22 protein-coding genes, 3 tRNA genes and 1 pseudogene are annotated in these 25,997 nt (G+C 71.1%); 4 read left to right on the top strand and 22 right to left on the bottom strand.

Annotation, left to right across the window (positions count from 1 at the left end; all coding sequences use genetic code 11):
* Positions 1 to 22: 22 nt before the first annotated feature.
* From rpsG to BIV57_RS01570, 13 genes are all read right to left on the bottom strand, one after another.
* Positions 23 to 493, bottom strand: coding sequence for a 30S ribosomal protein S7 (rpsG, locus tag BIV57_RS01630; RefSeq protein WP_071654774.1), 471 nt, complete (start codon positions 491 to 493; stop codon positions 23 to 25).
* A 2-nt stretch (positions 494 to 495) separates the two neighbouring features.
* Entirely contained in the window at positions 496 to 867 is a 372-nt protein-coding gene (rpsL, locus tag BIV57_RS01625; protein ID WP_071654773.1) for a 30S ribosomal protein S12, read from the bottom strand.
* Positions 868 to 1,166: 299 nt separating this feature from the next.
* Positions 1,167 to 1,670: a DUF1707 and DUF4190 domain-containing protein gene (locus BIV57_RS01620; protein WP_245797380.1), complete on the bottom strand. Its 504-nt coding sequence runs from the start codon at positions 1,668 to 1,670 to the stop codon at positions 1,167 to 1,169.
* A gap of 283 nt (positions 1,671 to 1,953) precedes the next feature.
* On the bottom strand, positions 1,954 to 5,847 hold the full coding sequence (locus tag BIV57_RS01615; RefSeq protein WP_071654772.1) for a DNA-directed RNA polymerase subunit beta': 3,894 nt from the start codon (positions 5,845 to 5,847) through the stop codon (positions 1,954 to 1,956).
* Positions 5,848 to 5,955: 108 nt separating this feature from the next.
* A complete protein-coding gene (gene rpoB, locus BIV57_RS01610) occupies positions 5,956 to 9,441 on the bottom strand; it encodes a DNA-directed RNA polymerase subunit beta (RefSeq protein WP_071654771.1) in 3,486 nt (1,161 codons plus the stop codon).
* A gap of 650 nt (positions 9,442 to 10,091) precedes the next feature.
* Positions 10,092 to 10,475, bottom strand: a complete 384-nt coding sequence (rplL, locus tag BIV57_RS01605) for a 50S ribosomal protein L7/L12 (RefSeq protein ID WP_071654770.1) — start codon at positions 10,473 to 10,475, stop codon at positions 10,092 to 10,094.
* 87 nt (positions 10,476 to 10,562) lie between these two features.
* Positions 10,563 to 11,120, bottom strand: a complete 558-nt coding sequence (gene rplJ / locus BIV57_RS01600) for a 50S ribosomal protein L10 (protein ID WP_071654769.1) — start codon at positions 11,118 to 11,120, stop codon at positions 10,563 to 10,565.
* Positions 11,121 to 11,417: 297 nt separating this feature from the next.
* Positions 11,418 to 12,335, bottom strand: a complete 918-nt coding sequence (locus BIV57_RS01595) for an SCO4651 family lipoprotein (protein WP_071654768.1) — start codon at positions 12,333 to 12,335, stop codon at positions 11,418 to 11,420.
* Between the two features lie 169 nt (positions 12,336 to 12,504).
* A complete protein-coding gene (gene rplA / locus BIV57_RS01590; RefSeq protein WP_071654767.1) occupies positions 12,505 to 13,227 on the bottom strand; it encodes a 50S ribosomal protein L1 in 723 nt (240 codons plus the stop codon).
* A gap of 85 nt (positions 13,228 to 13,312) precedes the next feature.
* Positions 13,313 to 13,747 (bottom strand): 50S ribosomal protein L11, encoded by a 435-nt coding sequence (rplK, locus tag BIV57_RS01585; protein ID WP_071654766.1) that lies wholly within the window; start codon positions 13,745 to 13,747, stop codon positions 13,313 to 13,315.
* Between the two features lie 184 nt (positions 13,748 to 13,931).
* Entirely contained in the window at positions 13,932 to 14,888 is a 957-nt protein-coding gene (nusG, locus tag BIV57_RS01580) for a transcription termination/antitermination protein NusG (RefSeq protein WP_071654765.1), read from the bottom strand.
* Positions 14,889 to 15,063: 175 nt separating this feature from the next.
* Positions 15,064 to 15,354 (bottom strand): preprotein translocase subunit SecE, encoded by a 291-nt coding sequence (gene secE / locus BIV57_RS01575; RefSeq protein ID WP_071654764.1) that lies wholly within the window; start codon positions 15,352 to 15,354, stop codon positions 15,064 to 15,066.
* Positions 15,355 to 15,459: 105 nt separating this feature from the next.
* Positions 15,460 to 15,532, bottom strand: a tRNA-Trp gene (locus BIV57_RS01570).
* A gap of 202 nt (positions 15,533 to 15,734) precedes the next feature.
* On the opposite strand from BIV57_RS01570, the gene BIV57_RS01565 reads away from it, so the two are divergent.
* Together BIV57_RS01565 and BIV57_RS01560 are read left to right on the top strand one after the other, a co-directional pair.
* The gene (locus tag BIV57_RS01565; RefSeq protein WP_071654763.1) at positions 15,735 to 16,973 is read left to right on the top strand and encodes a pyridoxal phosphate-dependent aminotransferase; all 1,239 of its coding nucleotides are present in this window, start codon (positions 15,735 to 15,737) and stop codon (positions 16,971 to 16,973) included.
* Between the two features lie 82 nt (positions 16,974 to 17,055).
* Positions 17,056 to 18,114: an adenosine deaminase gene (locus tag BIV57_RS01560; protein WP_071654762.1), complete on the top strand. Its 1,059-nt coding sequence runs from the start codon at positions 17,056 to 17,058 to the stop codon at positions 18,112 to 18,114.
* A 102-nt stretch (positions 18,115 to 18,216) separates the two neighbouring features.
* Here the strand turns inward: BIV57_RS01560 and BIV57_RS01555 are convergent, their stop codons facing one another.
* From BIV57_RS01555 to BIV57_RS01520, 8 genes are all read right to left on the bottom strand, one after another.
* Positions 18,217 to 19,656, bottom strand: a complete 1,440-nt coding sequence (locus BIV57_RS01555; protein WP_071654761.1) for a DHA2 family efflux MFS transporter permease subunit — start codon at positions 19,654 to 19,656, stop codon at positions 18,217 to 18,219.
* An 88-nt stretch (positions 19,657 to 19,744) separates the two neighbouring features.
* On the bottom strand, positions 19,745 to 20,314 hold the full coding sequence (locus BIV57_RS01550) for a TetR/AcrR family transcriptional regulator (protein ID WP_079169930.1): 570 nt from the start codon (positions 20,312 to 20,314) through the stop codon (positions 19,745 to 19,747).
* 59 nt (positions 20,315 to 20,373) lie between these two features.
* Complete coding sequence (locus BIV57_RS01545) at positions 20,374 to 21,453, bottom strand: UDP-N-acetylmuramate dehydrogenase (RefSeq protein ID WP_071654838.1); 1,080 nt, start codon at positions 21,451 to 21,453, stop codon at positions 20,374 to 20,376.
* Positions 21,454 to 21,471: 18 nt separating this feature from the next.
* Positions 21,472 to 21,903, bottom strand: coding sequence for a MaoC family dehydratase (locus BIV57_RS01540; protein WP_071654759.1), 432 nt, complete (start codon positions 21,901 to 21,903; stop codon positions 21,472 to 21,474).
* A gap of 52 nt (positions 21,904 to 21,955) precedes the next feature.
* On the bottom strand, positions 21,956 to 22,405 hold the full coding sequence (locus BIV57_RS01535) for a MaoC family dehydratase N-terminal domain-containing protein (protein WP_071654758.1): 450 nt from the start codon (positions 22,403 to 22,405) through the stop codon (positions 21,956 to 21,958).
* A 133-nt stretch (positions 22,406 to 22,538) separates the two neighbouring features.
* On the bottom strand, positions 22,539 to 22,703 hold the full coding sequence (gene rpmG / locus BIV57_RS01530; protein WP_071654757.1) for a 50S ribosomal protein L33: 165 nt from the start codon (positions 22,701 to 22,703) through the stop codon (positions 22,539 to 22,541).
* 85 nt (positions 22,704 to 22,788) lie between these two features.
* A tRNA-Met gene (locus tag BIV57_RS01525) sits at positions 22,789 to 22,861 on the bottom strand.
* A 57-nt stretch (positions 22,862 to 22,918) separates the two neighbouring features.
* Positions 22,919 to 22,991: transfer RNA gene (locus BIV57_RS01520), tRNA-Thr, on the bottom strand.
* Positions 22,992 to 23,242: 251 nt separating this feature from the next.
* Between BIV57_RS01520 and BIV57_RS01515 the strand changes: the two genes are divergently transcribed.
* Complete coding sequence (locus BIV57_RS01515; protein WP_071654756.1) at positions 23,243 to 24,505, top strand: amidohydrolase family protein; 1,263 nt, start codon at positions 23,243 to 23,245, stop codon at positions 24,503 to 24,505.
* 17 nt (positions 24,506 to 24,522) lie between these two features.
* On the opposite strand, the gene BIV57_RS01510 is transcribed toward BIV57_RS01515, so the two are convergent.
* A complete protein-coding gene (locus BIV57_RS01510; RefSeq protein ID WP_071654837.1) occupies positions 24,523 to 25,635 on the bottom strand; it encodes a DUF2330 domain-containing protein in 1,113 nt (370 codons plus the stop codon).
* A gap of 94 nt (positions 25,636 to 25,729) precedes the next feature.
* Between BIV57_RS01510 and BIV57_RS01505 the strand changes: the two are divergent.
* Positions 25,730 to 25,997, top strand: a pseudogene (locus BIV57_RS01505) (hydrolase); the annotation flags it as partial.

Here is a 25,997-nt window from a genome sequence, read left to right as displayed (position 1 = left end):
GGTTCTCGTCGTTGCGGGGGGACTACCAGCGGTAGTGCGCGAAGGCCTTGTTGGACTCGGCCATCTTGTGCGTGTCCTCGCGGCGCTTCACAGCGGCACCCAGGCCGTTGCTGGCGTCGAGGATCTCGTTCATGAGGCGCTCGGTCATGGTCTTCTCGCGGCGGGCGCGCGAGTAGCCGACCAGCCAGCGCAGCGCCAGGGTGGTGGCGCGGCCCGGACGGACCTCGATCGGCACCTGGTACGTGGCACCGCCGACGCGGCGGGACTTGACCTCGAGGGTCGGCTTCACGTTCTCCAGGGCGCGCTTGAGCGTCACCACCGGGTCGGTGCCGGACTTCTCGCGGCAGCCCTCCAGGGCGTTGTACACGATCCGCTCGGCGGTGGAGCGCTTGCCGTTCAGCAGCACCTTGTTCACCAGCGAGGTGACGAGCGGGGAGTTGTAGACCGGGTCGACGATGACCGGGCGCTTCGGGGCAGGACCCTTGCGAGGCATGCTTACTTCTCCTTCTTGGCGCCGTAGCGGCTGCGGGCCTGCTTGCGGTTCTTGACACCCTGGGTGTCGAGCGAACCACGGATGATCTTGTAGCGAACACCCGGCAGGTCCTTCACACGACCGCCGCGGACCAGCACGATGGAGTGCTCCTGCAGGTTGTGGCCCTCGCCCGGGATGTAGGCGGTGACCTCGATACCCGAGGTGAGCTTCACACGGGCGACCTTCCGCAGAGCCGAGTTCGGCTTCTTCGGCGTCGTCGTGTAGACGCGGGTGCAGGTACCCCGACGCTGCGGGCTTCCCTTCAGCGCCGGTGTGCTCTTCTTGTCGACCTTGTCCTGCCGGCCCTTGCGGACCAGCTGCTGGATGGTAGGCACTCGCGTCTCCGTATTCCTCGTGCCACGTCTGATGAAGCTAACCTGGTGCGTTCCGCCTGGCTTCGGCCCACGCGGTCGGGAGTGTCGCGCCGACCAGGGCGCTGCGGCGGCAGCCGCGCCATCTTTGACGCAGCCGTCCGATGCGGTTTCCCATGACGTGCTTCCAACGGCGAGGTCGAGTGGCTCGACCGGTCCAGCCGCTTTCGCACACACAGAAGACCCGGGGACACCCCAGGCACAAAGACAGAGGGTACCCAGCGAAGCCCCGCGGGTCAAAATGATTGGATTTCGACGACGCGTTAGCCCGGAACGACGAGCGCGAAGAACGCCACCATCAGCCAGAACGCCACGCCCAGCCAGCCCAGCACGAGGCCGGCGGTGGCCATGCCGTCGCCCTCCTCGCCGGAGGTGCGGATCTGCGACTTGGACGCGTGGCCCAGGATGATGGCCGGGATCGCCGAGGCACCGAAGGTGAACGGCTGGACCAGCCCGCAGATCAGCGAGCCCACCGCCATGCTGTTGGTCTTCGCCGGCGGCGGCAGCGGGCGGAAGGTGCCCGGCACCGCCTGCGTCGGCCCCAGGGTCGGCGCCGCCTGCATGGGCGGCATCCCCATCGGGCCCTGCGGCAAATCCGCGACCAACTGCGAGAGCTCGCCGTAGGTCTTCGCGCGCAGCACCATCTCGGTGCGCTGCTGGTGCTCGGCCTCGTCGAGCCGGCCCTCGCCGTACGCCGCTCTGAGGAGGTCCAGCGTGCGGTCGCGATCGGCCTGTGCGGCCCGCATCCCGTACTGCCACGGCTGCACGCCACCGCCCTGTTGCCAGGGCTGCGGCCCATACTCCGGTCGCGCGCCACCGCGCCACGGTTCGACAGGCACCCCGCCACCTCCTCGTCCGGTACAGCCCAGAAGAGTTCGTCATCCATATTGCAGGACTTTCGCCCCGAGTGGGAGTCGAGTTCGGCGATCAGTGGGCCGAACTGGAGCTACCCGGGCTCTCCCCTGCGCAGACAGCTGTTCTCTGATGGACGAAAACGGGACGGGCCCGGTTCCCCGGAAGGGGAACCGGGCCCGCGGCGCCGGGGGTTCGTCAGCCGTTGTAGGGGCCGTAGTCGAAGTCCTCCAGCGGGACGGCCTGGCCGGAGCCGGAGCCGAACGGCGAGTACCCGATGTCGTCGTAGCCGACGGTCGAGTACATCGCGGCCTTCGCCTCCTCGGTGGGCTCCACCCGGATGTTGCGGTACCGGGGAAGACCGGTGCCGGCCGGGATCAGCTTGCCGATGATGACGTTCTCCTTGAGGCCCAGCAGCGGGTCCGACTTGGCGTGGATCGCCGCCTCGGTGAGCACCCGGGTGGTCTCCTGGAAGGAGGCCGCGGAGAGCCAGGAGTCGGTCGCCAGCGACGCCTTGGTGATACCCATCAGCTGCGGGCGGCCGGAGGCCGGGTGCCCGCCCTGCGTGGCCACACGCTGGTTCTCGGCGACGAAGCGGGTGCGCTCCACCAGCTCGCCCGGGAGCAGCTCGGCGTCGCCCGACTCGATGATCGTCACCCGGCGGAGCATCTGCCGGACGATGATCTCGATGTGCTTGTCGTGGATCGACACGCCCTGGTTCCGGTAGACGTTCTGCACCTCGTCGACCAGGTGGACCTGGACGGCCCGCTGGCCGAGGATGCGCAGCACGTCGTGCGGGTTGGTGGCGCCGACGAGCAGCTTCTCGCCGACCTCGACGTGGTCGCCCTCGCCGACGAGCAGACGGCCGCGCTTGGAGACCGGGTAGGCGATCTCGTCCGAGCCGTCGTCGGGGGTGACGACGACCTTGCGGGTCTTCTCGGTCTCCTCGATGCGGACCCGGCCGGCCGCCTCGCTGATCGGGGCGACACCCTTGGGGGTGCGCGCCTCGAAGAGCTCGACGACACGGGGCAGACCCTGCGTGATGTCGTCACCGGCCACACCACCGGTGTGGAAGGTACGCATCGTCAGCTGGGTGCCGGGCTCACCGATGGACTGGGCCGCGATGATGCCGACGGCCTCGCCGATGTCCACCAGCTTGCCGGTGGCCAGCGAGCGGCCGTAGCAGCGGGCGCAGGTGCCGACGGCCGAGTCGCAGGTCAGCACGGAGCGGACCTTCACCTCGGCGACGCCTGCGGCCACCAGCTCGTCCATCAGGACGTCGCCCAGGTCGACGTTGGCGGGGGCGATGACCTTGCCGTCCACCACGACGTCCTCGGCGAGGCAGCGCGCGTACACGGCCGTCTCGACGTTCTCGTCCTTGACGAGGCGGCCGTCGGCGCCCTTGTCGGCGATCTTCAGGAGCAGGCCGCGCTCGGTGCCGCAGTCCTCCTCGCGGATGATCACGTCCTGCGAGACGTCGACCAGACGACGCGTCAGGTAGCCGGAGTCGGCGGTACGCAGAGCCGTGTCCGCCAGACCCTTGCGGGCGCCGTGCGTGGCGATGAAGTACTCCAGCACGGAGAGGCCCTCGCGCAGCGACGACTTGATCGGCCGCGGGATGGTCTCGTTCTTGGCGTTGGACACCAGGCCTCGGATACCGGCGATCTGACGCATCTGCATCATGTTGCCTCGGGCACCCGAGCCCACCATCATCGCGATCGGGTTGGTCTTGGGGAAGTTCTTCTCCATGGCCTCGGTGACCTCGCTGGTCGCCTTGGTCCAGATGGCGATGAGCTCCTGGGACCGCTCGTCGTGCGTGATGAGACCGCGCTCGTACTGCTTCTGGACCTTGGCGTCCTGGGCCTCGTAGCCGGCGATGATCTCCGGCTTCTCGCCGGGCGCCACGATGTCCGACACCGCGATGGTGACGCCGGAGCGGGTCGCCCAGTGGTAGCCGGCCGCCTTCAGGTTGTCCAGCGTCGCCGCGACCATGACCTTGGGGTACCGCTCGGCCAGGTCGTTGACGATCTGCGAGAGCTGCTTCTTGCCGATCTCCTGGTCCATGAACGGGTAGTCGTCCGGCAGGAGCTCGTTGAAGAGCGCGCGGCCCAGCGTGGTGTTGAGCCGCAGCACCTCACCGGGCTGCCATGTCGGGTTGCCGTCCTCGTCGACCGGGGTCTCGAAGCCGCGCGGCGGGACGGTGCCCGCCGGCAGCCGGAGGTCGATGTGGGCCTGGAGGTCGAGCCCGCCGGCGTCGAAGGCCATCTGGGCCTCGGCGACGGAGGTGAACGCGCGGCCCTCGCCGTTGCGCTCGTCCCGGTCCATGGTGAGGAAGTACAGCCCCAGCACCATGTCCTGGGTGGGCATGGTGACCGGACGGCCGTCCGCCGGCTTCAGGATGTTGTTCGAGGACAGCATCAGGATGCGGGCCTCGGCCTGGGCCTCCGCGGACAGCGGCAGGTGCACGGCCATCTGGTCGCCGTCGAAGTCCGCGTTGAAGGCGGTGCAGACGAGCGGGTGGATCTGGATGGCCTTGCCCTCGACCAGCTGCGGCTCGAAGGCCTGGATGCCCAGGCGGTGCAGCGTGGGGGCGCGGTTCAGCAGCACCGGGTGCTCGGCGATGACCTCTTCGAGGACATCCCACACCACGGGGCGGGACCGCTCCACCATGCGCTTGGCCGACTTGATGTTCTGCGCGTGGTTGAGATCCACCAGGCGCTTCATCACGAACGGCTTGAACAGCTCCAGGGCCATGCCCTTGGGGATGCCGCACTGGTGCAGCTTCAGCTGCGGGCCGACCACGATGACCGAACGGGCCGAGTAGTCGACGCGCTTGCCGAGCAGGTTCTGGCGGAACCGGCCCTGCTTGCCCTTGAGCATGTCGGACAGCGACTTCAGCGGGCGGTTGCCCGGCCCGGTGACCGGACGGCCGCGCCGGCCGTTGTCGAAGAGCGCGTCCACGGCCTCCTGGAGCATGCGCTTCTCGTTGTTCACGATGATCTCGGGCGCGCCGAGGTCGAGAAGCCGCTTCAGGCGGTTGTTGCGGTTGATGACGCGGCGGTACAGGTCGTTCAGGTCGGAGGTCGCGAAGCGGCCGCCGTCCAGCTGCACCATCGGACGCAGGTCCGGCGGGATCACCGGGACGCAGTCCAGCACCATGCCGGTCGGGCTGTTGCGGGTCTGCAGGAACGCGGAGACGACCTTCAGCCGCTTCAGGGCGCGGGTCTTCTTCTGGCCCTTGCCGGTGCGGATGATCTCGCGGAGCTTCTCGGCCTCCTCGTCGAGGTCGAAGGACTCCAGGCGCTTCTGCAGCGCCGCGGCGCCCATGGCCCCGGAGAAGTAGGTGCCGAAGCGGTCGCGCAGCTCGCGGTAGAGCAGCTCGTCGCCCTCGAGGTCCTGGACCTTGAGGGACTTGAAGCGGCTCCACACCTCGTCGAGGCGGTCGAGCTCGCGCTGGGCGCGGTCGCGGAGCTGCTTCATCTCGCGCTCGGCGCCGTCGCGCACCTTGCGGCGCTGGTCGGCCTTGGCACCCTCGGCCTCGAGGGCGGCCAGGTCGGTCTCCAGCTTCTTCTGCCGGGCCTCCAGGTCGGAGTCGCGGCGCTGCTCGACCTGCTGGCGCTCGACGGAGACCTGGGCCTCCAGGGAGGGCAGGTCGCGCTGGCGGCGCTCGTCGTCCACCCACGTGATCATGTAGGCGGCGAAGTAGATGACCTTCTCGAGGTCCTTGGGGGCGAGGTCGAGCAGGTAGCCCAGCCGCGACGGAACGCCCTTGAAGTACCAGATGTGCGTGACGGGCGCGGCCAGCTCGATGTGGCCCATCCGCTCACGGCGCACCTTGGCGCGAGTGACCTCGACGCCGCAGCGCTCGCAGATGATGCCCTTGAAGCGGACGCGCTTGTACTTGCCGCAGTAGCACTCCCAGTCGCGAGTCGGACCGAAGATCTTCTCGCAGAAGAGGCCGTCCTTCTCGGGCTTGAGGGTGCGGTAGTTGATGGTCTCGGGCTTCTTGACCTCGCCGTGGGACCACTGGCGAATGTTGTCAGCGGTGGCCAGGCCGATCCGCAGCTCGTCGAAGAAGTTGACGTCGAGCACTCTCGTCAATCCCTCTCAGGGTCGTGTCTGATGGTCTGATCAGGGTCGGAGGGGGTGGTCGGCCGGACCGCCTCCCGGGGTGGGGAGGCGGACCGGCCTACCGACCCGTCAGACCTCTTCGACGCTGCTCGGCTCGCGCCGGGACAGGTCGATACCCAGCTCTTCCGCGGCGCGGAAGACGTCCTCGTCGGTGTCGCGCATCTCGATGGACATGCCGTCGGACGACAGCACCTCCACGTTGAGGCACAGCGACTGCATCTCCTTGATGAGCACCTTGAAGGACTCCGGGATGCCGGGCTCCGGGATGTTCTCGCCCTTGACGATGGCCTCGTAGACCTTCACGCGGCCGGTCACGTCGTCGGACTTGATGGTGAGCAGCTCCTGCAGCGCGTAGGCGGCGCCGTAGGCCTCCAGCGCCCAGACCTCCATCTCGCCGAAGCGCTGGCCGCCGAACTGCGCCTTACCGCCCAGCGGCTGCTGGGTGATCATCGAGTACGGGCCGGTGGAGCGGGCGTGGAGCTTGTCGTCGACCAGGTGGTGCAGCTTCAGGATGTACATGTAGCCGACCGAGATCGGGTCCGGGAACGGCTCGCCGGAGCGGCCGTCGAAGAGCCGGGCCTTGCCGGTGGGCTGCATCATCCGGTCGCCGTCGCGGTTGGGGATGGTGCTGGACAGCAGGCCGGCCAGCTCGTCCTCGCGCGCGCCGTCGAAGACGGGGGTGGCGACGTTGGTGTCGGGGTCGGAGTGGGCGACGCCGATCTCGTGGAGACGGGCCTGCCACTCCTCGTCCGTGCCCTCGACGTGCCAGCCGGCCTTGGCCAGCCAGCCGAGGTGCAGCTCCATGACCTGGCCCGGGTTCATGCGGGACGGGACACCGAGCGGGTTCAGGACGATGTCGACCGGGGTGCCGTCCTGCAGGAACGGCATGTCCTCGACCGGGAGGATCTTGGAGATGACGCCCTTGTTGCCGTGGCGGCCGGCGAGCTTGTCACCGTCGGTGATCTTCCGCTTCTGCGCGACGTAGACGCGCACCAGCTGGTTGACACCCGGGGGAAGCTCGTCGCCCTCCTCGCGGTCGAAGACGCGGACGCCGATGACCTTGCCCTCTTCGCCGTGCGGCACCTTCAGGGAGGTGTCGCGGACCTCGCGGGCCTTCTCGCCGAAGATGGCGCGCAGCAGGCGCTCCTCCGGGGTCAGCTCCGTCTCGCCCTTGGGCGTGACCTTGCCGACCAGGATGTCGCCGGTGCCGACCTCGGCGCCGATCCGGATGATCCCGCGCTCGTCGAGGTCGGCGAGGACCTCCTCGGAGACGTTCGGGATGTCCCGGGTGATCTCCTCCGGGCCCAGCTTGGTGTCGCGGGCGTCGACCTCGTGCTCCTCGATGTGGATCGAGGAGAGGACGTCGTCCTGCACCAGGCGCTGGGAGAGGATGATCGCGTCCTCGTAGTTGTAGCCCTCCCACGGCATGAACGCGACGAGCAGGTTCTTGCCGAGGGCCATCTCGCCCTCGTCGGTGGAGGGGCCGTCGGCCAGCACCTGGCCGGCGACCACCCGGCTGCCCTCGTCCACCAGGACCTTCTGGTTGAACGAGGTGCCCTGGTTGGAGCGCTGGAACTTGGCGATCCGGTAGGTGGTGTAGGTGGCGTCGTCGTTGGCGACGGTGACGTAGTCGGCCGACACCTCCTGGACGACACCGGGCTTCTCGGCGGCGACCACGTCGGCCGCGTCGACGGCGGCGCGGTACTCCATGCCGGTGCCCACCAGCGGGGACTCCGCCTTCAGCAGCGGCACGGCCTGGCGCATCATGTTCGCGCCCATCAGGGCGCGGTTGGCGTCGTCGTGCTCCAGGAACGGAATCATCGCCGTGGCGACGGAGACCATCTGGCGCGGCGAGACGTCCATGTAGTTGACGTCGGTGCCGGGGACGAGGTCGACCTCGCCGCCGCGGCGGCGGACCAGCACGCGGTCGTCGGCGAACCGGTTGTCCTCGGTGAGCGTCGCGTTGGCCTGCGCGACGATGAACCGGTCCTCCTCGTCGGCGGTCAGGTAGTGCACCTCGTCGGTGACCTGGCCCTCGACGACCTTGCGGTACGGGGTCTCGATGAAGCCGAACGGGTTGATCCGGCCGTAGGAGGCGAGCGAGCCGATCAGGCCGATGTTCGGGCCTTCCGGCGTCTCGATCGGGCACATGCGGCCGTAGTGCGACGGGTGGACGTCGCGCACCTCGAAGCCGGCCCGCTCGCGGGAGAGACCGCCCGGGCCCAGCGCGTTGAGGCGGCGCTTGTGGGTCAGGCCCGAGACCGGGTTGGTCTGGTCCATGAACTGGGACAGCTGGCTGGTGCCGAAGAACTCCTTGATGGAGGCGACGACCGGCCGGATGTTGATCAGCGTCTGCGGGGTGATCGCCTCGACGTCCTGGGTCGTCATGCGCTCGCGCACGACGCGCTCCATACGGGCGAGACCCGTGCGGACCTGGTTCTGGATCAGCTCGCCGACGTTGCGGATGCGGCGGTTGCCGAAGTGGTCGATGTCGTCGGCCTCGACGACGATCTCGCGGCCCTCGGCACCCGGCATCTCCGTCTCGCCGGCGTGCAGCTTCACCAGGTACTTGATGGTGGCGATGACGTCGTCGACGGTGAGCACGCTGGAGTCGAGCGGCTGCTCGACGCCGAGCTTCTTGTTCACCTTGTAGCGGCCGACCTTCGCCAGGTCGTAGCGCTTGGGGTTGAAGTAGAGGTTCTCCAGCAGCGTCTGGGCGGCCTCGCGCGTCGGCGGCTCGCCCGGGCGGAGCTTGCGGTAGATGTCGAGGAGCGCGTCGTCCTGGCCCTGGGTGTGGTCCTTCTCCAGGGTGGTGCGCATCGACTCGTACTCGCCGAACTCCTCCAGGATCTGGTCGGTCGTCCAGCCGAGGGCCTTCAGCAGCACCGTGACGGACTGCTTGCGCTTGCGGTCGATGCGGACACCGACGGTGTCGCGCTTGTCGACCTCCAGCTCCAGCCAGGCGCCACGGGACGGGATGACCTTGGCGTTGAAGACGTCCTTGTCGGAGGTCTTGTCGATCTGCTTGTCGAAGTAGACGCCGGGCGAGCGGACCAGCTGGGACACCACGACACGCTCGGTGCCGTTGATGATGAAGGTGCCCTTGTTCGTCATGAGCGGGAAGTCGCCCATGAAGACGGTCTGGCTCTTGATCTCGCCGGTCTCGTTGTTGGTGAACTCCGCCGTGACGAAGAGCGGGGCGGCGAACGTGAAGTCGCGCTCCTTGCACTCGTCGATCGAGTTCTTCGGCGGCTCGAAGCGGTGGTCGCGGAACGTCAGCGACATCGACCCGCTGAAGTCCTCGATCGGGGAGATCTCCTCGAAGATCTCCTCGAGGCCGGACTTGGTGGGGACGTCCTGCCCGGAGTCGAGGGCGGTTTCGACCCGGGTCTTCCATGCTTCATTGCCGAGCAGCCAGTCAAAGCTCTCGGTCTGGAGGGCCAGGAGGTTCGGCACCTCCAGGGGCTCACGGATCTTCGCGAAAGAAATACGCTTCGGTGCAGTGGATGCGCCGTTGGTCGAGATGGCAGTCGAGGCGTTGCGCGAGGCGGCCAAGAGGGGGTCCTTCCGAGGGCTCGGACTCACTACGCGCGTACCTGAGCCGCCGCTGGGCATCGATGGACACGACCGACGGTTGGGTGTCACTCGACAATCAGGGCAGAGCCGCGACGCGCACGAGCGCCGGAGGGCGGTCCGGACGACGACGCGAAACAGCTATTAGGCAGCGCAAAGGGACAGTGTAGCCACAAAGCACACTGTTGTCCACCAGCGGGATCCGGGGATCCGAATCGCTGCCTCCGTCACACTGTCTCGCTCGTCGCGCCCCCGTCGGGGCGCCGTTGTTGTTCCGACCGCTTGAGTACTGCCCAGCGCGAGCCGATTCCATGCCCGCGATCGGCCGACCGGGTCGACCTCCGTCGACCGCGATCCCCGACCGCGGCCCCGGGCGTCCGGCGGTCCGCGCTGCCCGGGACCGCCTTCACCGGCGTCCATAACATTGCGCGCCGGTGCCTGTTCGTCAAGAGGTACCCCTCCGACCAGGCAATCGCCGGGAGGAGGAGGGACGTCCTTCGGGACAAGCGCCGATCACACTACAGGCTTTGAGCCCGCGCCAGAAAGCCCTGGGGCCCGCCATCGGAGTGATGGCGGGCCCCAGGGCCGAAGCGGTGCCTCCCGGGGGAGGCTCGCTCAGAGTCGAGGCGAGGTCACTTGACGGTGACCTTGGCGCCGGCGCCCTCGAGGGACTCCTTCGCCTTGTCGGCCTCCTCCTTCTTGACCTTCTCCAGGACCGGCTTCGGGGTGTTGTCCACCAGGTCCTTGGCCTCCTTCAGGCCGAGGGAGGTCAGGCTGCGGACCTCCTTGATGACCTGGATCTTCTTGTCGCCGGCCGACTCGAGGATGACGTCGAACTCGTCCTGCTCGGCGGCGGCCTCGGCCGGCGCACCCGGGACGGCGGCGGCGACGGCGGCGACCGGCGCGGCGGCGGTGACGTCGAACTTGTCCTCGAACGCCTTCACGAACTCGGAGAGCTCGATCAGGGTCATCTCCTCGAACTGGGCCAGCAGCTCGTCCTGCGACAGCTTCGCCATGGTGGCGGTCCTTCCTGCTATTCGGCTGGTGCCGGGTTTGTCGTGTGCGGCGGGCGTCGGTCGGGCCCGCTGGGCCTTGCGGGGCAGTTACTCCGCGTCGGCCTCGGGCGCCGGCGAACCGGCACCGCCCTGCTCGTCCTGCTTGGCACGAAGCGCCTCCGCGGTGCGGATGAACTTCGAGAGCGGGGCCTGGAAGAGCGCGGCAGCCTGGGACTGCTTAGCCTTCATGGCACCGGCCAGCTTGGAGAGCAGCACCTCGCGGGACTCGAGGTCCGCGAGCTTCTTGATCTCGTCGGCGGTGAGACCCTTGCCGTCGAGGTAGCCGCCCTTGATGACGAGGGCGGGGTTCTCCTTGGCGAAGTCACGCAGGCTCTTCGCGGCCTCCACCGGGTCACCGGTGACGAACGCGACCGCGGTCGGGCCCTGGAGGTCGGCGTCGAACTCGGAGATCCCCACCTCATTGGCGGCGATCTTGGTGAGCGTGTTCTTCACCACCGCGTACTGCGCGTTCACGCCGAGCGAGCGGCGCAGGTCCTTGAGCTGGGCCACGGTGAGACCGCGGTACTCGGTCAGCACGGCGGCGTTCGAGCCGCGGAAGCGCTCCGTCAGCTCCTTGACCGCGGCGGCCTTCTCGGGGTTCGCCATCTTGCCTCGGCCTCCTTCCGGGTGTGCGGGGTGGTAATGCGCCGGGAAGGAAGTGCACTTGAGACAAAACAGAAAGCCCCGGGCGCAGGGCGCACGGGGCGGGCTCGCAATTCCCTTGCGGGAAGCGGGAGATCCTCGTTCACACCTGCGCGGGTCGCCTGCCTCGGCAGAACCTTCGGTTGCCGGGCTTGGGAGCTCGGCAATGACCAGCGGTCTTCGGCGTTGCTCAGAGTACGGGACGGCCCCGGGCCGGAGCAAATCCGTGCCCGGGGCGGTGCCTCGGGTGCCTCTGCCGCCTCAGGCGCCCGAGCCGGCGGCGGGCTGCTGGTTCGCGTCGATCGTGTCGGAGGCCGGCGGCGGAGTGGTGTCCAGGGCCGTGCCGTAGTGGTCGAACGTCGCGACGATGCGGAGCGCGGTGCTGCCGTGCACGGTCTGGTCCAGCTTGACCGGGTAGTGGTCGGCGTTCACCCAGACGTCGACCGAGGTGCTGGTGAGGCCCGCCCCGGTCAGCGCCTTCAGCTCGGCGCGGCGCTGGGCCGGCGTCAGGCCGGGGCGGGCCGCGACGAGTCGGGAGGCGGGGACGTCCCCGGAGTACTCGTGGACGGTCCGGCCGTCGAGCGTGGTGGTGCCGCGGTCCTTGATGACGCCGGCCGTGGCGAGCGCCGCGACATCGGCGGACGGGTCCTGGGCGACCTGGTTCTGCAGGCCGGAGGAGAGGCCCGAGGCGCCGCTGCGGGCCGCCAGGGCCGCCATGTCCAACTTCATCCAGTGCTTGCCGGACTTCGCGGCCGCGGCGGGCGAGAGCTTGTAGTAGAAGACCAGGCCGCTGGACCTGGCGTAGACCTTGCCGTCCGGCTGCTGGAACGGAGCCGCCGGGATGCCGGTGTAGGCGCCGTCCGTCCCGCTGCGGGCGCCCCAGCCCATCGTCCCGGCGAAGCCGACGGAGGCCGCCTGGCCGGGCGAGGACATCGTCATCCGGACGTGGGCGGTGGCTGCCTTGCGGGTGTTGGCCGCGACGGTGCGCAGCACGACCGCGCTCGCGGCGGCCGGGTGGGCCGCCTTGGCCGCCCTGGCCGCGGACGGGCTGCCGGACCCGCCGGCGCCGCGGATGGCGCCGTGGCCGCCGGAGCCGGAGGCTCCGCAGGCGGTGAGGGCGACGGCGAGGGCGGCGGTGGCCGCTGCAGCGGCGGTGGTGCGCAGATCAGGGGAACGCATGGGGATTCGGCTCCCTGTGAGTCGGATGTGGTCGCCGGTTCGACTCCTGGCGGGGTGGGACGGTTGCCTTCCCTGCGGCGGCTGCCCCGGGCGCGCCGCCCCAAACGCGGGCACCCCACCCGCCCGCGATGCGGGCCGATGGGGTGCCGGTACAGCTGCGTGCCGCGTGTCAGACCGCGAGGACGTCGTCCTCGGCGTCGAGGTTGCGGGTGCGGTTCGGGTCGACCGGGATGCCGGGGCCCATCGTCGTCGTGACGGCGATCTTCTTGATGTAACGGCCCTTGGCCGCGGCCGGCTTGGCACGGAGGATCTCCTCCAGCGCGGCCGCGTAGTTCTCGATCAGCGCCTTCTCGTCGAAGGACGCCTTCCCGATGATGAAGTGGAGGTTCGAGTGCCGGTCGACGCGGAACTCGATCTTGCCGCCCTTGATGTCGGTGACGGCCTTGGCCACGTCCGGGGTGACGGTGCCGGTCTTCGGGTTCGGCATCAGGCCGCGGGGGCCGAGCACGCGGCCCAGGCGACCGACCTTGCCCATCATGTCCGGCGTGGCGACGACCGCGTCGAAGTCCAGACGGCCGTTCTGCACCTCGGCGATGAGCTCGTCGGCGCCGACGATGTCGGCGCCGGCGGCCTCCGCCGCCTCGGCACGGTCACCGGTGGCGAAGACCAGGACCCGGGCGGTCTTGCCGGTGCCGTTGGGGAGGGAGACGGTGCTGCGGACCATCTGGTCGGCCTTGCGGGGGTCGACGCCCAGCCGCATGGCGACCTCGACGGTCGCGTCGAACTTCACGGAGGTCGTCTCCTTGGCGAGACGGACCGCCTCCAGCGGGGAGTAGAGCCGCGTCTGGTCGACCTTGGCGTCGGCGGCGCGGAGGTTCTTGCTGCGCTTCACTGCTTCTCCTGGTGTGTCTTGATCTAGGAGTCGTGGGATGCGGGCCGCGCGCGGCCCTGCCACGGGTACTGAAGAGGGGGCTTCGTCAGCTCTCGACCGTGACGCCCATGGAGCGGGCGGTGCCGGCGATGATCTTCTCGGCGGCGTCCAGGTCGTTGGCGTTGAGGTCCTTCATCTTCAGCTCGGCGATCCCGCGGATCTTGTCGCGCGAGATGGTGCCGACCTTCTTGGTGTGGGGCTCGCCGGAGCCCTTCTCGATCCCGGCTTCCTTGAGGATCAGCTTGGCGGCCGGCGGCGTCTTGGTGATGAAGGTGAAGGAGCGGTCCTCGTAGACCGTGATCTCCACCGGGATCACCATGCCGCGCTGCGACTCGGTGGCCGCGTTGTACGCCTTGCAGAACTCCATGATGTTGACGCCGTGCTGACCCAGCGCGGGGCCGACCGGCGGGGCCGGGTTCGCGGCGCCGGCCTGGATCTGGAGCTTGATCAGCCCCGTGACCTTCTTCTTCTTGGGAGGCATTGCTCTCTCTCCGGGTCCTTCTGAGAGGGGAATCGTCCCCGCCGTCCGATTCGGGCGGAGACACATCGGACCACCTTAACGGACAAGGTGGTCGTCCTTGGAACCGCGCAGGTCAGGCCGGTCCGAAGACCGGCCTGACCCGGGGTTCGCAGAGGTCTGCGGGAGCGTCGCCGGGGGCGACGCGTCAGTTCTTCTGGATCTGGTCGAAGGAGAGCTCGACCGGGGTCTCCCGGCCGAAGATCTCGACCAGGCCCTTGACCTTCTTGGAGTCGGGGTTGATCTCGTTGATGGTCGCCTGGAGGGTGGCGAACGGACCGTCGGTGACGGTGACCGAGTCGCCGACCTCGAAGTCGAGCACCTGGACCTCGACCTTGCGGGGCTGCGCGCCGCCCTCGGCGGCCTCGCCCTCGCCGCCCGCGGCGGCAGCCGCGGGCTGCTCGTCCTCGGGGGCCAGCATCTTGACGACCTCGTCCAGCGTGAGCGGGTACGGGTCGTAGGCGTTGCCGACGAAGCCGGTGACGCCCGGGGTGTTGCGGACGACGCCCCAGGACTCGTTCGTCAGCTCCATGCGCACCAGCACGTAGCCGGGCAGCTTGTTCTGGCGGACGGTCTTGCGGTCGCCGTTCTTGATCTGGACGACCTCTTCCTGCGGCACCTCGGCCTGGAAGATGTAGTCCTCCATGTTGAGGGAGACGGCGCGGGTCTCGAGGTTCGACTTCACGCGGTTCTCGTATCCGGCGTAGGTGTGGATCACGTACCAGTCGCCGGGGAGGAAGCGGAGCGACTCGCGGAACTCGGCCGCGGGGTCGACGGGCTCGGCGGGCGCGGACTCGACGACGGCCTCGGCGGCCTCCTCGCCGTCCTCGGGGGCGCCGTCCTCGTCCTCGTCGGACTGCTCCTCGGCCTCGAGCTCGGCGCCGTCCTCGACGTGCAGCGCGGACTCCTCGGCGGCCCCGCCGGCGGCGGCGTCGGCCAGCTCGGCCTCGTCCGGCTCCTCGGCGTCCGCCGACTCGACGATCTCGACCTCGGTGTCGTCGCCCGCGGCCTCGTCCGAAGCGGGAGCCTCGCCGGCCGTCTCCGCGGCGGCGGCAGCGGCCTCGGCGGCGTCGGCGGCTTCGTCGTTCAGGCTCGGGTCTGACACGGTGACTGCTTCTTCCTGGGGAAACGAAAGGGGGGTCGGGCTCAAGAGTACGGGGTCCGGGGTGGCTGTGGTGGCGCGTCGGGCGCCGTCCGGCCGATCGGGGCCCCGGGCACTGGACGCGCAGGCGCCGGACGGGCGCGCACGGCAGTGCCGCGCGCCCGGGCGGGAAACCGGATCAGCCGAAGATCCAGAAGGTGAGCTTGCTGAAGCCGTAGTCGATCCCGTAGACGAGACCGATCATGACGATCACGAAGACGATGACGACCGTCGTGTACTGGCGAAGCTCCTGCTTCTTGGGCCAGACGACCTTGCGCAGCTCCGCGACAATCTGACGGTTGAACAGGGCGAACCGGCCGAGCGGACCGAGCTTGCGGCGATCGCGCCGCCGTCCGCCCTTGCCGTCGTCGGACTTCTCGCCGCGGCCGTCGTGCTCAGGCGTCGCGGTGGAGCCCATCGTCTCCGTCACTGGTCCTCACCTGAATCCGGGTCGTGCCGAGATTCGCTGGGTGTCGCGATCCGGCGAGCGCGGCCGCCCGGGTGGACGGGGCGCGCTGCTGAACAGTGCGCGTAGCAGGGCAAGAGGGACTCGAACCCCCAACCGCCGGTTTTGGAGACCGGTGCTCTACCAATTGAGCTATTGCCCTTGGGGTGGGCCGACCATGTCGGCTCGCCAGGTTGGCCTCGGAACAAGTTACAGCATCCGCGCGCCCGTTTGGCCATCCCCGGCGGGGCGGGTGACGCGGATGTGAGGACAAGCAGCCTCGGCACCACGGCGAGTGTAAAGGGTCGGCGGCCTGTTGGTCGAACCGCTTTGCCGGGGCGGGTCGCGGCGGGGACGATGCGGGTATGACGGATGCTTCGGGAATCGGCGCGGGTGCGGCAGCGGGTGCGGGACGGGTCTCCGGGCGGCTGGCGGCGATCGCGGAGTCCGCGACGCTGGCGGTGGACGCCCGCGCCAAGGCGCTCCGGGCGGCCGGGCGCCCGGTGATCGGGTTCGGCGCGGGCGAGCCGGACTTCCCGACGCCGGAGCGGATCGTGGAGGCCGCCGCGCGGGCCTGCCGGGAGCCGCGGTTCCACCGCTACACCCCCGCGGCGGGGCTGCCGGAGCTGCGCGAGGCGATCGCCGTGGCGACGAGGCGGAACGGCGGGCCGGAGGTGGAGCCGTCCCAGGTGCTGGTGACCAACGGCGGCAAGCAGGCGATCTTCGAGGCGTTCGCCGCGCTGCTGGACCCGGGCGACGAGGTGATCGTCCCGGCGCCGTACTGGACCACCTACCCCGAGTCGATCGCGCTGGCGGGCGGGGTGTCGGTGCCGGTGGTCGCGGACGAGACCACCGGGTACCGGGTCTCCGTCGAGCAGTTGGAGGCGGCCCGCACGGAGCGCACCAAGGTGCTGCTCTTCGTCTCGCCGTCCAACCCGACCGGCGCGGTGTACGCGCCGCGGGATGTCGCGGAGATCGGCCGCTGGGCGGCGGAGCACGGGCTGTGGGTGCTCACCGACGAGATCTACCAGCACCTGGTCTACGGCGACGCCCGGTTCTCCTCGATGCCGGCCGAGGTGCCGGAGCTCGCCGACCGGACGGTGATCGTCAACGGCGTCGCCAAGACCTACGCCATGACGGGCTGGCGGGTGGGGTGGCTGATCGGCCCGAAGGACGTGGTGAAGGCGGCGGCGAACATGCAGTCGCACGCCACCTCGAACGTGAACAACGTCGCCCAGGCCGCGGCGCTGGAGGCGCTGACGGGCGACCAGTCGGAGGTGGCGCGGATGCGCGCCGCGTTCGACCGGCGGCGGCGGGCGATCGTGCGGATGCTCAACGAGGTGCCGGGCGTGCGGTGCCCGGTGCCCGAGGGGGCGTTCTACGCCTACCCGTCGGTGAAGGCCGCGCTCGGGCGGGAGCTGCGCGGGCGGCGGCCGGCGACGTCGCTGGAGCTCGCCGAGGTGATTTTGGAGGAGGCGGAGGTGGCCGTGGTGCCGGGCGAGGCGTTCGGCACACCGGGGTACCTGCGGCTGTCGTACGCGCTGGGCGACGAGGACCTGGCGGAGGGCGTCTCCCGGATCGGGAAGCTGCTGTCGGAGGGGTAGCGGCTGCGGAATGCTGTTCGGGCAAGCGCTCGTTCGGGGAATGCGGTTACGCGCAGGGTGTGCGGTGCGGCAGGATCCTGGAATGGATCGACCCTCGCCCCCCGCGCCTCCCTCCCCCGCCGCGCCGAAGGACGTCCGGCTGCTGCCGAAGGCCCATCTGCATCTGCACTTCACCGGTTCGATGCGCACCAGCACCCTGCTGGAGCTGGCGGATCGTTACGGCATCCGGCTGCCGGAGGCGCTCTCCTCCGGCACCCCGCCGAAGCTGCGGGCCACCGACGAGCGCGGCTGGTTCCGCTTCCAGCGGCTCTACGACGCGGCGCGGTCGTGCCTGCGCACGGCGGACGACATCCGCCGGCTGGTGCGCGAGGCCGCGGAGGAGGACGTAGCGGCGGGGGCGCGCTGGCTGGAGATCCAGGTCGACCCGACCTCGTACGCCACCCGGCTGGGCGGGCTGACGCCCACCATGGAGATCGTCCTGGACGCGGTGCGGTCGGCGGAGCGGGACACCGGCCTGGGGATCGGCGTGGTGATCGCGGCGAACCGGATGAAGCACCCGCTGGAGGCGCGGACACTGGCGCGGCTCGCGGTGCGCTACGCGGACGAGGGCGTCGTCGGGTTCGGGCTCTCCAACGACGAACGGCGCGGCATGGCGCGGGACTTCGACCGGGCGTTCGCGATCGCCCGGCGGGGCGGGCTGCGGGCGGTGCCGCACGGGGGCGAGCTGGCCGGGCCGGAGAGCGTCCGGGACTGCCTGGACGACCTGGGCGCGGCGCGGGTGGGGCACGGGGTGCGCTCGGCGGAGGATCCGGCGCTGGTGCGGCGGTTGGCGGAGTCGGGGGTGGTGTGCGAGGTGTGTCCGGCGTCGAACGTGGCGCTGGGCGTGTACGACAAGGCGGAGGACGTGCCGCTGCGGGCCCTGTTCGAGGCGGGCGTGAAGATCGCTCTGGGGGCGGACGATCCGCTGCTTTTCGGGTCGCGGCTGGCCGAGCAGTATGCGCTCGCCCGGGAGGTGCACGGGTTCTCGGACGCCGAGCTGGGGGTTCTGGCGCGGCAGTCGGTGGAGGGGTCGGCGGTGCCGGACGCGTTGCGGGCGGAGATGCTGGCGGGGATCGGCGAGTGGGTGGACGGCTCGTCCTGACGGTCGCGGTCCGCGGCGGCCGCGGTCCGCCGCCCCTCCGCCCCGGCACCCCGCCCGGACGCTGCGCGTCCGAAGGGGTGCGGGGGGCCGGGGCGTTCGCCGTCAGGCCCCGGCTCGGGGGCGGGGCCTGGCGAGGAGCATGGTGGCGGCGGCCAGGGCGGCCACCGCCGCGCCGGTCCAGACGGTGGGGGTGAGGCCGTCGACGAACCGGGACGGGGAGGTGAGGGCCCCGTGGGCGGCGAAGACGCTGCTGAGGACGGCGACGCCGAGCGCACCGCCGAGCTCGCGGAGCATGTTGTTGGTGCCGGACGCCATCCCCTGGTCGGCCTCCGGGACGGTGCCCATCACCACCCCCGCCATCGGAGCGAAGAAGAGCGCGTTGCCGATGCCGCCCAGGATCAGCGGGATCACCTCCGGCCCGTAGCCGGCCGTCGGGGAGGCCAGCTGGGCGAGCCAGCCCAGCGCCACCGCCTGCGTCAGCAGGCCCAGCGCGATCACCGGGCGTCCGCCGATCCGGTCGGCGAGCACCCCCGCCACCGGGGCGACCACCATCGGCACCGCCGTCCACGGCAGCATCCGCACCCCCGCCTCCTGCGGCGAGAAGCCCTGGATGTTCTGCAGGTACTGGGTGAGCCAGAAGACCGCCCCGAACATGCCGAACATCATCAGCAGCGTCGCCGCGTTGGCGAAGGTGAAGGTGCGGTCGCGGAAGAGCCGCAGCGGCAGCATCGGATGCGGCGCGCGCCGCTCCCAGAGCAGGAAGGCGATCACCAGCACTCCCCCGCCGATCAGCGGCCCGAGCACGCCCGCGCTCGTCCAGCCGTGCGAGTCGGCCCGGACGATGCCGAAGACCAGGCCGAACAGGCCCGCGCCGGCGAGGGCGACGCCCGGCAGGTCGAGGCGGCGGGCCGGGCCGCGGCCCTCGGCGAGCCGCAGCCGGGCCAGCGGGACCAGGACCAGCCCGATCGGGACGTTCAGCCAGAAGATCCAGTGCCAGGAGGCGTGGTCCACCAGCGCGCCGCCGACCAGCGGGCCGACCGCGATGGAGAGCCCGTTGACGGCGCCCCAGCCGCCGAAGACCAGGCCGCGCCGGTTGGCCGGGGCAGCGGCGGTGAGGATCGTCAGGGAGAGCGGCATCAGCAGGGCCGCACCCGCCCCCTGGACGGCGCGCGCCGCGATCAGCGTCCCGCTGCCGCCGGCGAGTGCGGCGCCCGCGGAGGCGAGGGTGAAGATCGCCAGCCCGAGGGTGAACACCCGGCGCCGGCCGAAGCGTTCGCCGGCGGTGGCGCCGATCAGCAGCAGGGTGGCGAACGGCAGCGTGTAGCCGTTGACCGTCCACTCCAGGGCGCCGAGGTGGGCGCCGAGGTCCTTGGAGATGGCCGGCAGCGCGGTGACGACGACGAGGTTGTCGAGGCCGGCCATGAAGCCGGCGAGGCTGGTGATGACGAACGTCCAGACGAGGCCGGGGTGCCGGGCCCCGGAGGGCGGGGAGGCGGCGTCGGCGGTGGTCGCCGCGACGGCTCCGGGTTCGGTGGCGGTCATGGATCCCCCAGGTCAAGGTGGCTTATAAGTAGTGATTGGTCACTAACTTAGGTGGACAGAGAACGGCCCGGCGCAGGGCCGCCGCGGTTCAGTTCCCTTCGAGGGCGTTCAGACGGGTGCGGATCTCGTCGACGCAGAGCCAGAGCGGATGCCCCTCCGGCGGGTTCATCGCCGCGATCACGGTGATGGCCAGCCCCTGCTGGATCATCGGCCGGACCTCCTCCAGCGACGCCGCGCCGGCCATCGCCGCCACGAACTGCCACATCCGGGTCCAGTTGTCGGTGACGGCGGTCCGGATCTCCTCGTCGTCGCACGCCGCGTACGCCTGGATGAGGAAGCGCAGCAGGGCGCTGTCGGACTGCAGCAGCTCGACGTAGGCCAGGCCCATCGCCTTGACGGCGGCCTCGCCGGTGCGGCCCTCGGCGGCCTGCGCCAGCACATCGCGGACCCGCGTGTGGCAGTGCAGCTCCGCGGCGAGGAACAGCTGCTTCTTGTTCTTGTAGAGGCGGAACAGATACGGCTGGGAGACGCCGACCGCGTCGGCGATCTGCGCGGTGGAGGTGCCGGCGTAGCCCCCGCGCGCGAAGGCGGTGACCGCCGCGCGGACGACCTCCGCGCGGCGCTCGTCGGCGCTCTTGCGCACCATGGCGGCTCCCATGCCTAGAAAGTTAGTGAGCTATTACTAGTTTGGCAAGCCCCCGCGGGCGGTGTACCACGTCAGAGCTTGGCGCCGACCAGCACCGGCTCGTTGACCAGCTGCACGCCGAACGCCTCGCGCACCCCGTCGCGGACCTCGCGGGCCAGCGCCAGGACGTCCTCGGCGGTGGCGCCGCCGCGGTTGGTGAGCGCCAGGGTGTGCTTGGTGGAGATGCCCGCCGGGCCGGTGCCGTACCCCTTGGGGAAGCCGGCCCGCTCGATCAGCCAGGCCGCCGAGAGCTTGGTGCGGCCGCCGGGGGCCGGCCAGTTGGGGGCCGCCTCCGCGGTCTCCGCGCCCAGCCGGGTGCGGACCCGCTCCAGGAAGGCCACCCGTCCGGGGCCGTCCACCACGGGGTTGGTGAAGAACGAGCCGGCGCTCCAGGAGTCGTGGTCGTCCGGGTCGAGGACCATGCTCTTGCTGCGGCGCAGGGCGAGGACGGCCTCCGCGGCGGTGCCGAGCGGGACCTGGTCGCCCAGCGCGACGCCGAGGGCGCGGGCCGTCTGGTCGTAGGCGATCGGCGCCGACCGGCCGCCCGCGTCCTGCAGCGCGTAGCGCACCCGCAGCACCACATAGCGCTGGTCGCCGACGGCGGCGAGCTGCTTGAAGAGGCTGTCGCGGTAGGCGAAGCGGCACTCGGCGGCGGGGACCGCGACCGTCGCGCCGGTGCGCCGGTCGAGGGCGACGACCTCGGTCACCGTCTCGGCGACCTCCTGGCCGTACGCGCCGACGTTCTGGATGGGGGTGGCGCCCGCGGAGCCGGGGATGCCGGCGAGGCACTCGATGCCGGCGAGGCCGGCGTCGACGGCGGCGTCCACCACGTCCGTCCAGCGCTCGCCGGCCGCCGCGGTCAGCACGCCCGCCGACCGGTCGATCTCGATGCCGCGGGTGGCCAGCCGCAGCACGGTGCCGGGGAAGCCGGACTCCGCGACCACCAGGTTGCTGCCGCCGCCGAGCACCAGCAGCGGGTCGCCGCGGCGCTCGGCGTCGGCGAGCGCCTCGGCGACCTCGGCGTCGGTCTCCGGCTCCACCAGCCGGCGGGCGGGGCCGCCGCAGCGCAGCGTGGTGAGCGGGGCGAGGGGGGCGTTCTCGGTTGCCTGCACGGTCATCCTCGGCGGCCCTCAGGTGAGTTGGACGACGGCGCGGGCCTGGCCGAGGACCTTCTTGCCCTCGCTGGTGGCGGTGATGTCGACGCGGACGCGGCGGTCGTCGAGCTTCTCCGCGACCTTGGCGCTCAGCGCGATCTCCGCGCCGGAGGCGTCGTCCGGGACGACGACCGGCTTGGTGAAGCGGACGCCGTACTCGATCAGCGCGCCGGGGTCGCCGAGCCAGTCGGTGACGACGCGGCCGGCCTGGGCCATGGTGAACATGCCGTGCGCGATGACGTCCGGCAGCCCGACCTCCTTGGCGAACCGCTCGTTCCAGTGGATCGGGTTGAAGTCGCCGGAGGCGCCCGCGTAGCGGACCAGGTCGGCGCGGGCGACGGAGACGGTGCGGCCCGGCAGCTCGGTGCCGACCTCGACCTCGTCGTACTTGGGTGCGGTGGTGGTCACGGTGTTCTGCGTCCTTCCCCTGGAGCTCGTGCTGGTGGTCGCGGTCGGCCCGTCAGTCCGCGGTGCCGCGGGCGACCAGCAGCGAGTAGGCGGTGACCACGTGCTCGCCGGTGTCGGTGGTGACCTCGCTGCGCGTGGTCAGCATGTCGTTGCCCGCCATCGAGCGGATGTTGTCGATGTGGGTGGTGACGAGCAGGCGGTCGCCGGCGCGCACCGGGCGGGTGTAGACGAACTTCTGGTCGCCGTGCACGACCTTGCTGTAGTCGAGCCCGAGTTCGGGGTCCTTGGCGATCCGCTCGCCCTCGACGAGCGTCAGCACGATCGGGAACGTCGGCGGGGCGATCAGGTCGGGATGCCCGACGGCCTTCGCGGCCTCGGTGTCGTTCACCACCGGGTTGTCGTCGCCGATCGCGGCGGCGAACTCGCGGATCTTCTCGGCGCCGACCTCGTAGGGCGCGCGGGGCGGGTACGTCCGCCCGATGAAGGACGTGTCCAGGGGCATCGGGTCTCGACTCCTAGAAGAGGGCGGTGAACTCGGGCATGCGAACGAGGCCGCCCCCGTTCGGGGACGGCCTTGATCGACGGACCGCGGTGTGACGCGAACGGCACAACGGACGGACCGGTAGGTGCAAAGATCAGCGGGTCTCGCGGTGCGCGGTGTGCTTGTTGCAGCGCGGGCAGTGCTTCTTCATCTCAAGACGATCCGGGTTGTTGCGCCGGTTCTTCTTGGTGATGTAGTTCCGCTCCTTGCACTCCACGCAGGCCAGCGTGATCTTGGGACGGACGTCGGTGGCAGCCACTGGAGTGCCTTCCTCGGACAGATGGGTGGTCGAACACGCAAGAGTAGCCGATCGGAGGATGAACCCCACAATCGGCTACGCGGGGTAGCGGTGACCGGACTTGAACCGGTGACACAGCGATTATGAGCCGCTTGCTCTACCGACTGAGCTACACCGCCATGGAACACGTGCCCCCTCCCCCGCCACGAGGACGGGGGACGGAACGGTGTGTCCAGAGCCCCAATACGGAATCGAACCGTAGACCTTCTCCTTACCATGGAGACGCTCTGCCGACTGAGCTATTGGGGCGAGCGAGGAAGACATTACACGGTTCGCCGCCGAAGGTGAAATCCGTTCTTGGGGGGCGTGGACGCACGGGGAGGGCGCGACGCGAGGGGCTCGCGCGGCCCTCCGGAACCGGCCCACTTTCCGCTCGTTTGGTACGACTTATGCCGCGTGGCGGAGCGTCGCCCGGAACCCGGCGGCGCCGCGCCTACGCTCACCGTGAGCGCCGTTGATCGCTTCGAGGTCGCGTGACGAGACAGGGTGAGGGGCCGCCGATGGCTGAGAGCTCCCCGCACGGCGGGAACGAGGAGGCCGGCGCCCCGGTGGAAGCGGGAGGCGGAGCGCCGGCCGGTCCGGTGCTGCTGCTGACGGGGGCTCGGCTGGCGGACGGCCGCGTGGTGGACGTCCGGATCGGCGGGGGGCGCATCGAGGCGGTCGGCGTCTCCGGCGGCGCGGCGCCGGCGCTCGGCGAGGACGTCCGCTCCGTCGATCTGACGGGCTATCTGCTGCTGCCGGCCCCGGCCGAGCCGCACGCCCATCTGGAGCTCGCGCACACCGCCGGCTCCCCCGAGGCCCCCTCCGAGAGCTTCGAGGTGGTGCTGCGCCGCATCGTGGAAGCGGCGCTGGAGTTCCTCGGCAACGGCGCCACCGCGGTGCGCACCCATGTCCGGGTCGACGCGCTGCACGGGCTGGGCGGGGTGGAGGCCGCGGTCAAGGCCCGCGGGCTGCTCTTCGGGCTGACCAAGCTCCAGGTGGTCGCCGTCCCCCGGGTGTTGACCGGGCCGTCCGGCGCGGACGGCCGGGCGCTGCTGCGGGACGCCCTCAAGCTGGGCGCCGACGTGGTCGGCGGCTGCCCCGACCTGGACCCGGACCCGGTGGGCCACGCCGAGGTGGTCCTCGGCCTCGCCGACGAGTTCGGCGTCGGCGTCGACCTGCACACCGACGGCGCCGACCCGGCCCGGCTGACCCGGGTGGCGGCGATGGCCGGCGGGCTGCGCGGCCGGGTGGCGCTCGGCCCGGCCGCCGAGTTGGGGCGGCTGCCGCTGGACGTGGCGGGCCGGGTGGGGCACCGGCTGGCCGCCTCCGGGGTGCGGGTGGTCTGCCTGCCGCAGGGCGGCTGCGGGATGTCCGGGCACGGCCCGGCGCCGGTGCGGATGCTGCGCGCGGCCGGCGTCGGGATGGCCGCGGGCGCCGGCGCGATCCGCGACGCGGCCAACCCGGTGGGCCGGGCCGACCCGCTGCTCTCCGCCTACCAGCTGGTGGCCGGGGGCCGGTTGGGCCCGGACGAGGCGTACGCGGCGGTGGCCGGCGGGGCGCGGGCCGCGCTGGGCCTGGACGAGGTGCGGGTGGAGGCGGGCTTCCCCGCGGACCTGCTGGCGGTGCGCGGGCAGGGCATCGGGGAGGCGCTCGCCGGGGCGTGCAGCCGGATCGTGGTGCACGCCGGGCGGATCGTCAGCCGCACCAGCGCGGTGCGGGAGTTCACGGACGCGGTGGGGGTGGCGCTGCCGCGGCAGGGCGGCGGGTCGGCGGGCGGGTAGCCGCGGGTCCGGACGCGTCAGACGCGGATCCGGCGGCGGCTGCGGCGGGCCAGGTAGAGCGCGCCGACGGTGACCGCGAGCGCGCCTCCGAGCAGCGCCGCCCCGCCGAGGACGACGAACCAGGCCGGCAGCCCGGCGAACTCCAGCAGCCGGTCGGTGTAGATCGTCTGCCGGTACGGGGTGTCCGCGGACGCCTGGCGGAAGTGCAGGTCGTCCTTGATCCGCCAGGGCTGCGGGATCACCTGGTCGAGTGTGGTGAGGAAGGGCCGGTCGGGCGCGGTGACGGTGCCCGCGGGCAGGTCCGAGGCGTTCAGCCGTCCCGCGAAGGCGGTGGTGGCCGTCCCGCCGCCGAGCGCGCCGGGGGTCATCCGGTGCGGGGTGAGCAGGTAGAGCCGCAGCGTCTGGGTGGAGGAGGCGAGGCTGGAGAGGCGCATCGGGTAGATCAGCTCGCGGGAGGCGAAGCCGATGCGCAGCGGGGTGAGCCCGCCGTCCAGGGTGCTGCCGTCCGCCTTCGGGGCGAGGCGGATGGCGACGTACTGCCAGTGCCGCGCCACGTACGGCTTGAGGCCCTGGGCGAGCCGCGGCGACTCGCTGTAGCCGTTGCGGGTGAGCCAGTTCTGCAGCGCGGTGGAGTCGGTGGCGGCGAGCCGGGTCACCTCGAACGGCCCGAGCTTCTGGCGGGAGAGCACCGAGACGGGGCGCGGGGCGGCCGCGGCCGAGCCGGACGCCATGTCATCGCCGCCGCCGAGGCCGAAGGGCCAGTCCGCGCCGGAGCGCGGCCAGAAGTAGTGGCGGGTGCGGTACTGCGGCTCGGAGGCCTGCTGGAGCGCGCCGAAGAGGGCGTCGTCGCCGAGGGAGACGGTGGCGGTGCTGGGCGTCGGCATGATCCAACCGGCGTCGGGCGCGGTGCCGTTGACGTTCAGCTCCATGACGATCTCCTCGCGGCGCCCGTTCCAGGCGACGGCGGAGGTCTCCTGGGCGACGCTGATGACCCGTCCGGGGCCGGGCACGAGGGCACCGCAGCCGCAGGCCCAGGCCGGGTTGGCGAGGCCGCCGGTGACGAGGGCGGCGGTGAGCAGGGCGAGGGTGAGCGCCGCTCTGAGGAGTCGGTGGCGGTGCGTGCGTGGCATGGGTCCCCCTGGGTTCTGCGGCGGCACGGGCGTGGTGCGTGCCTGTCTGACGTGGCGTCGCGGGGATCGGTTCCGCGGAGGGGAGGATGGGGGGATGGTCGACGCGGTGGTGGACGAGGTGACGGTGGAGACGGCGGCGGGCCCCGGGCGGGTGGTCCGGCACCGTCCGCGGAAGGGCGTGCGGACGCGGGTGGTGCTGGCGCTGGGCCACGGCGCGGGCGGCGGGATCGGGGCGCGGGACCTGGCCGCCCTGGCGGAGGGGCTGCCGCCGCGGGGGGTGGCGGTGGCGCTGGTGGAGCAGCCCTGGCGGACGGCGGGCAAGCGGGTCGCGCCGGCGCCGGCGCGGTTGGATGCGGCGTGGC

It is taken from the genome of Mangrovactinospora gilvigrisea (assembly GCF_001879105.1).
Classification (GTDB): Bacteria; Actinomycetota; Actinomycetes; order Streptomycetales; family Streptomycetaceae; genus Mangrovactinospora; species Mangrovactinospora gilvigrisea.
Note: the sequence above shows the minus strand (reverse complement) of the source record. Positions and strands in the feature narration are given on the sequence as shown.

Coding starts and splice junctions, on each gene's coding strand:
- rpsG (WP_071654774.1), bottom strand. CDS start 493: ATGCCTCGCAAGGGTCCTGCCCCGAAGCGCCCGGTCATCGTCGACCCG.
- rplL (WP_071654770.1), bottom strand. CDS start 10,475: ATGGCGAAGCTGTCGCAGGACGAGCTGCTGGCCCAGTTCGAGGAGATG.
- rplJ (WP_071654769.1), bottom strand. CDS start 11,120: ATGGCGAACCCCGAGAAGGCCGCCGCGGTCAAGGAGCTGACGGAGCGC.
- BIV57_RS01595 (WP_071654768.1), bottom strand. CDS start 12,335: ATGCGTTCCCCTGATCTGCGCACCACCGCCGCTGCAGCGGCCACCGCC.
- rplK (WP_071654766.1), bottom strand. CDS start 13,747: ATGCCTCCCAAGAAGAAGAAGGTCACGGGGCTGATCAAGCTCCAGATC.
- BIV57_RS01565 (WP_071654763.1), top strand. CDS start 15,735: ATGACGGATGCTTCGGGAATCGGCGCGGGTGCGGCAGCGGGTGCGGGA.
- BIV57_RS01560 (WP_071654762.1), top strand. CDS start 17,056: ATGGATCGACCCTCGCCCCCCGCGCCTCCCTCCCCCGCCGCGCCGAAG.
- BIV57_RS01555 (WP_071654761.1), bottom strand. CDS start 19,656: ATGACCGCCACCGAACCCGGAGCCGTCGCGGCGACCACCGCCGACGCC.
- BIV57_RS01550 (WP_079169930.1), bottom strand. CDS start 20,314: ATGGGAGCCGCCATGGTGCGCAAGAGCGCCGACGAGCGCCGCGCGGAG.
- BIV57_RS01535 (WP_071654758.1), bottom strand. CDS start 22,405: ATGCCCCTGGACACGTCCTTCATCGGGCGGACGTACCCGCCCCGCGCG.
- BIV57_RS01515 (WP_071654756.1), top strand. CDS start 23,243: ATGGCTGAGAGCTCCCCGCACGGCGGGAACGAGGAGGCCGGCGCCCCG.
- BIV57_RS01510 (WP_071654837.1), bottom strand. CDS start 25,635: ATGCCACGCACGCACCGCCACCGACTCCTCAGAGCGGCGCTCACCCTC.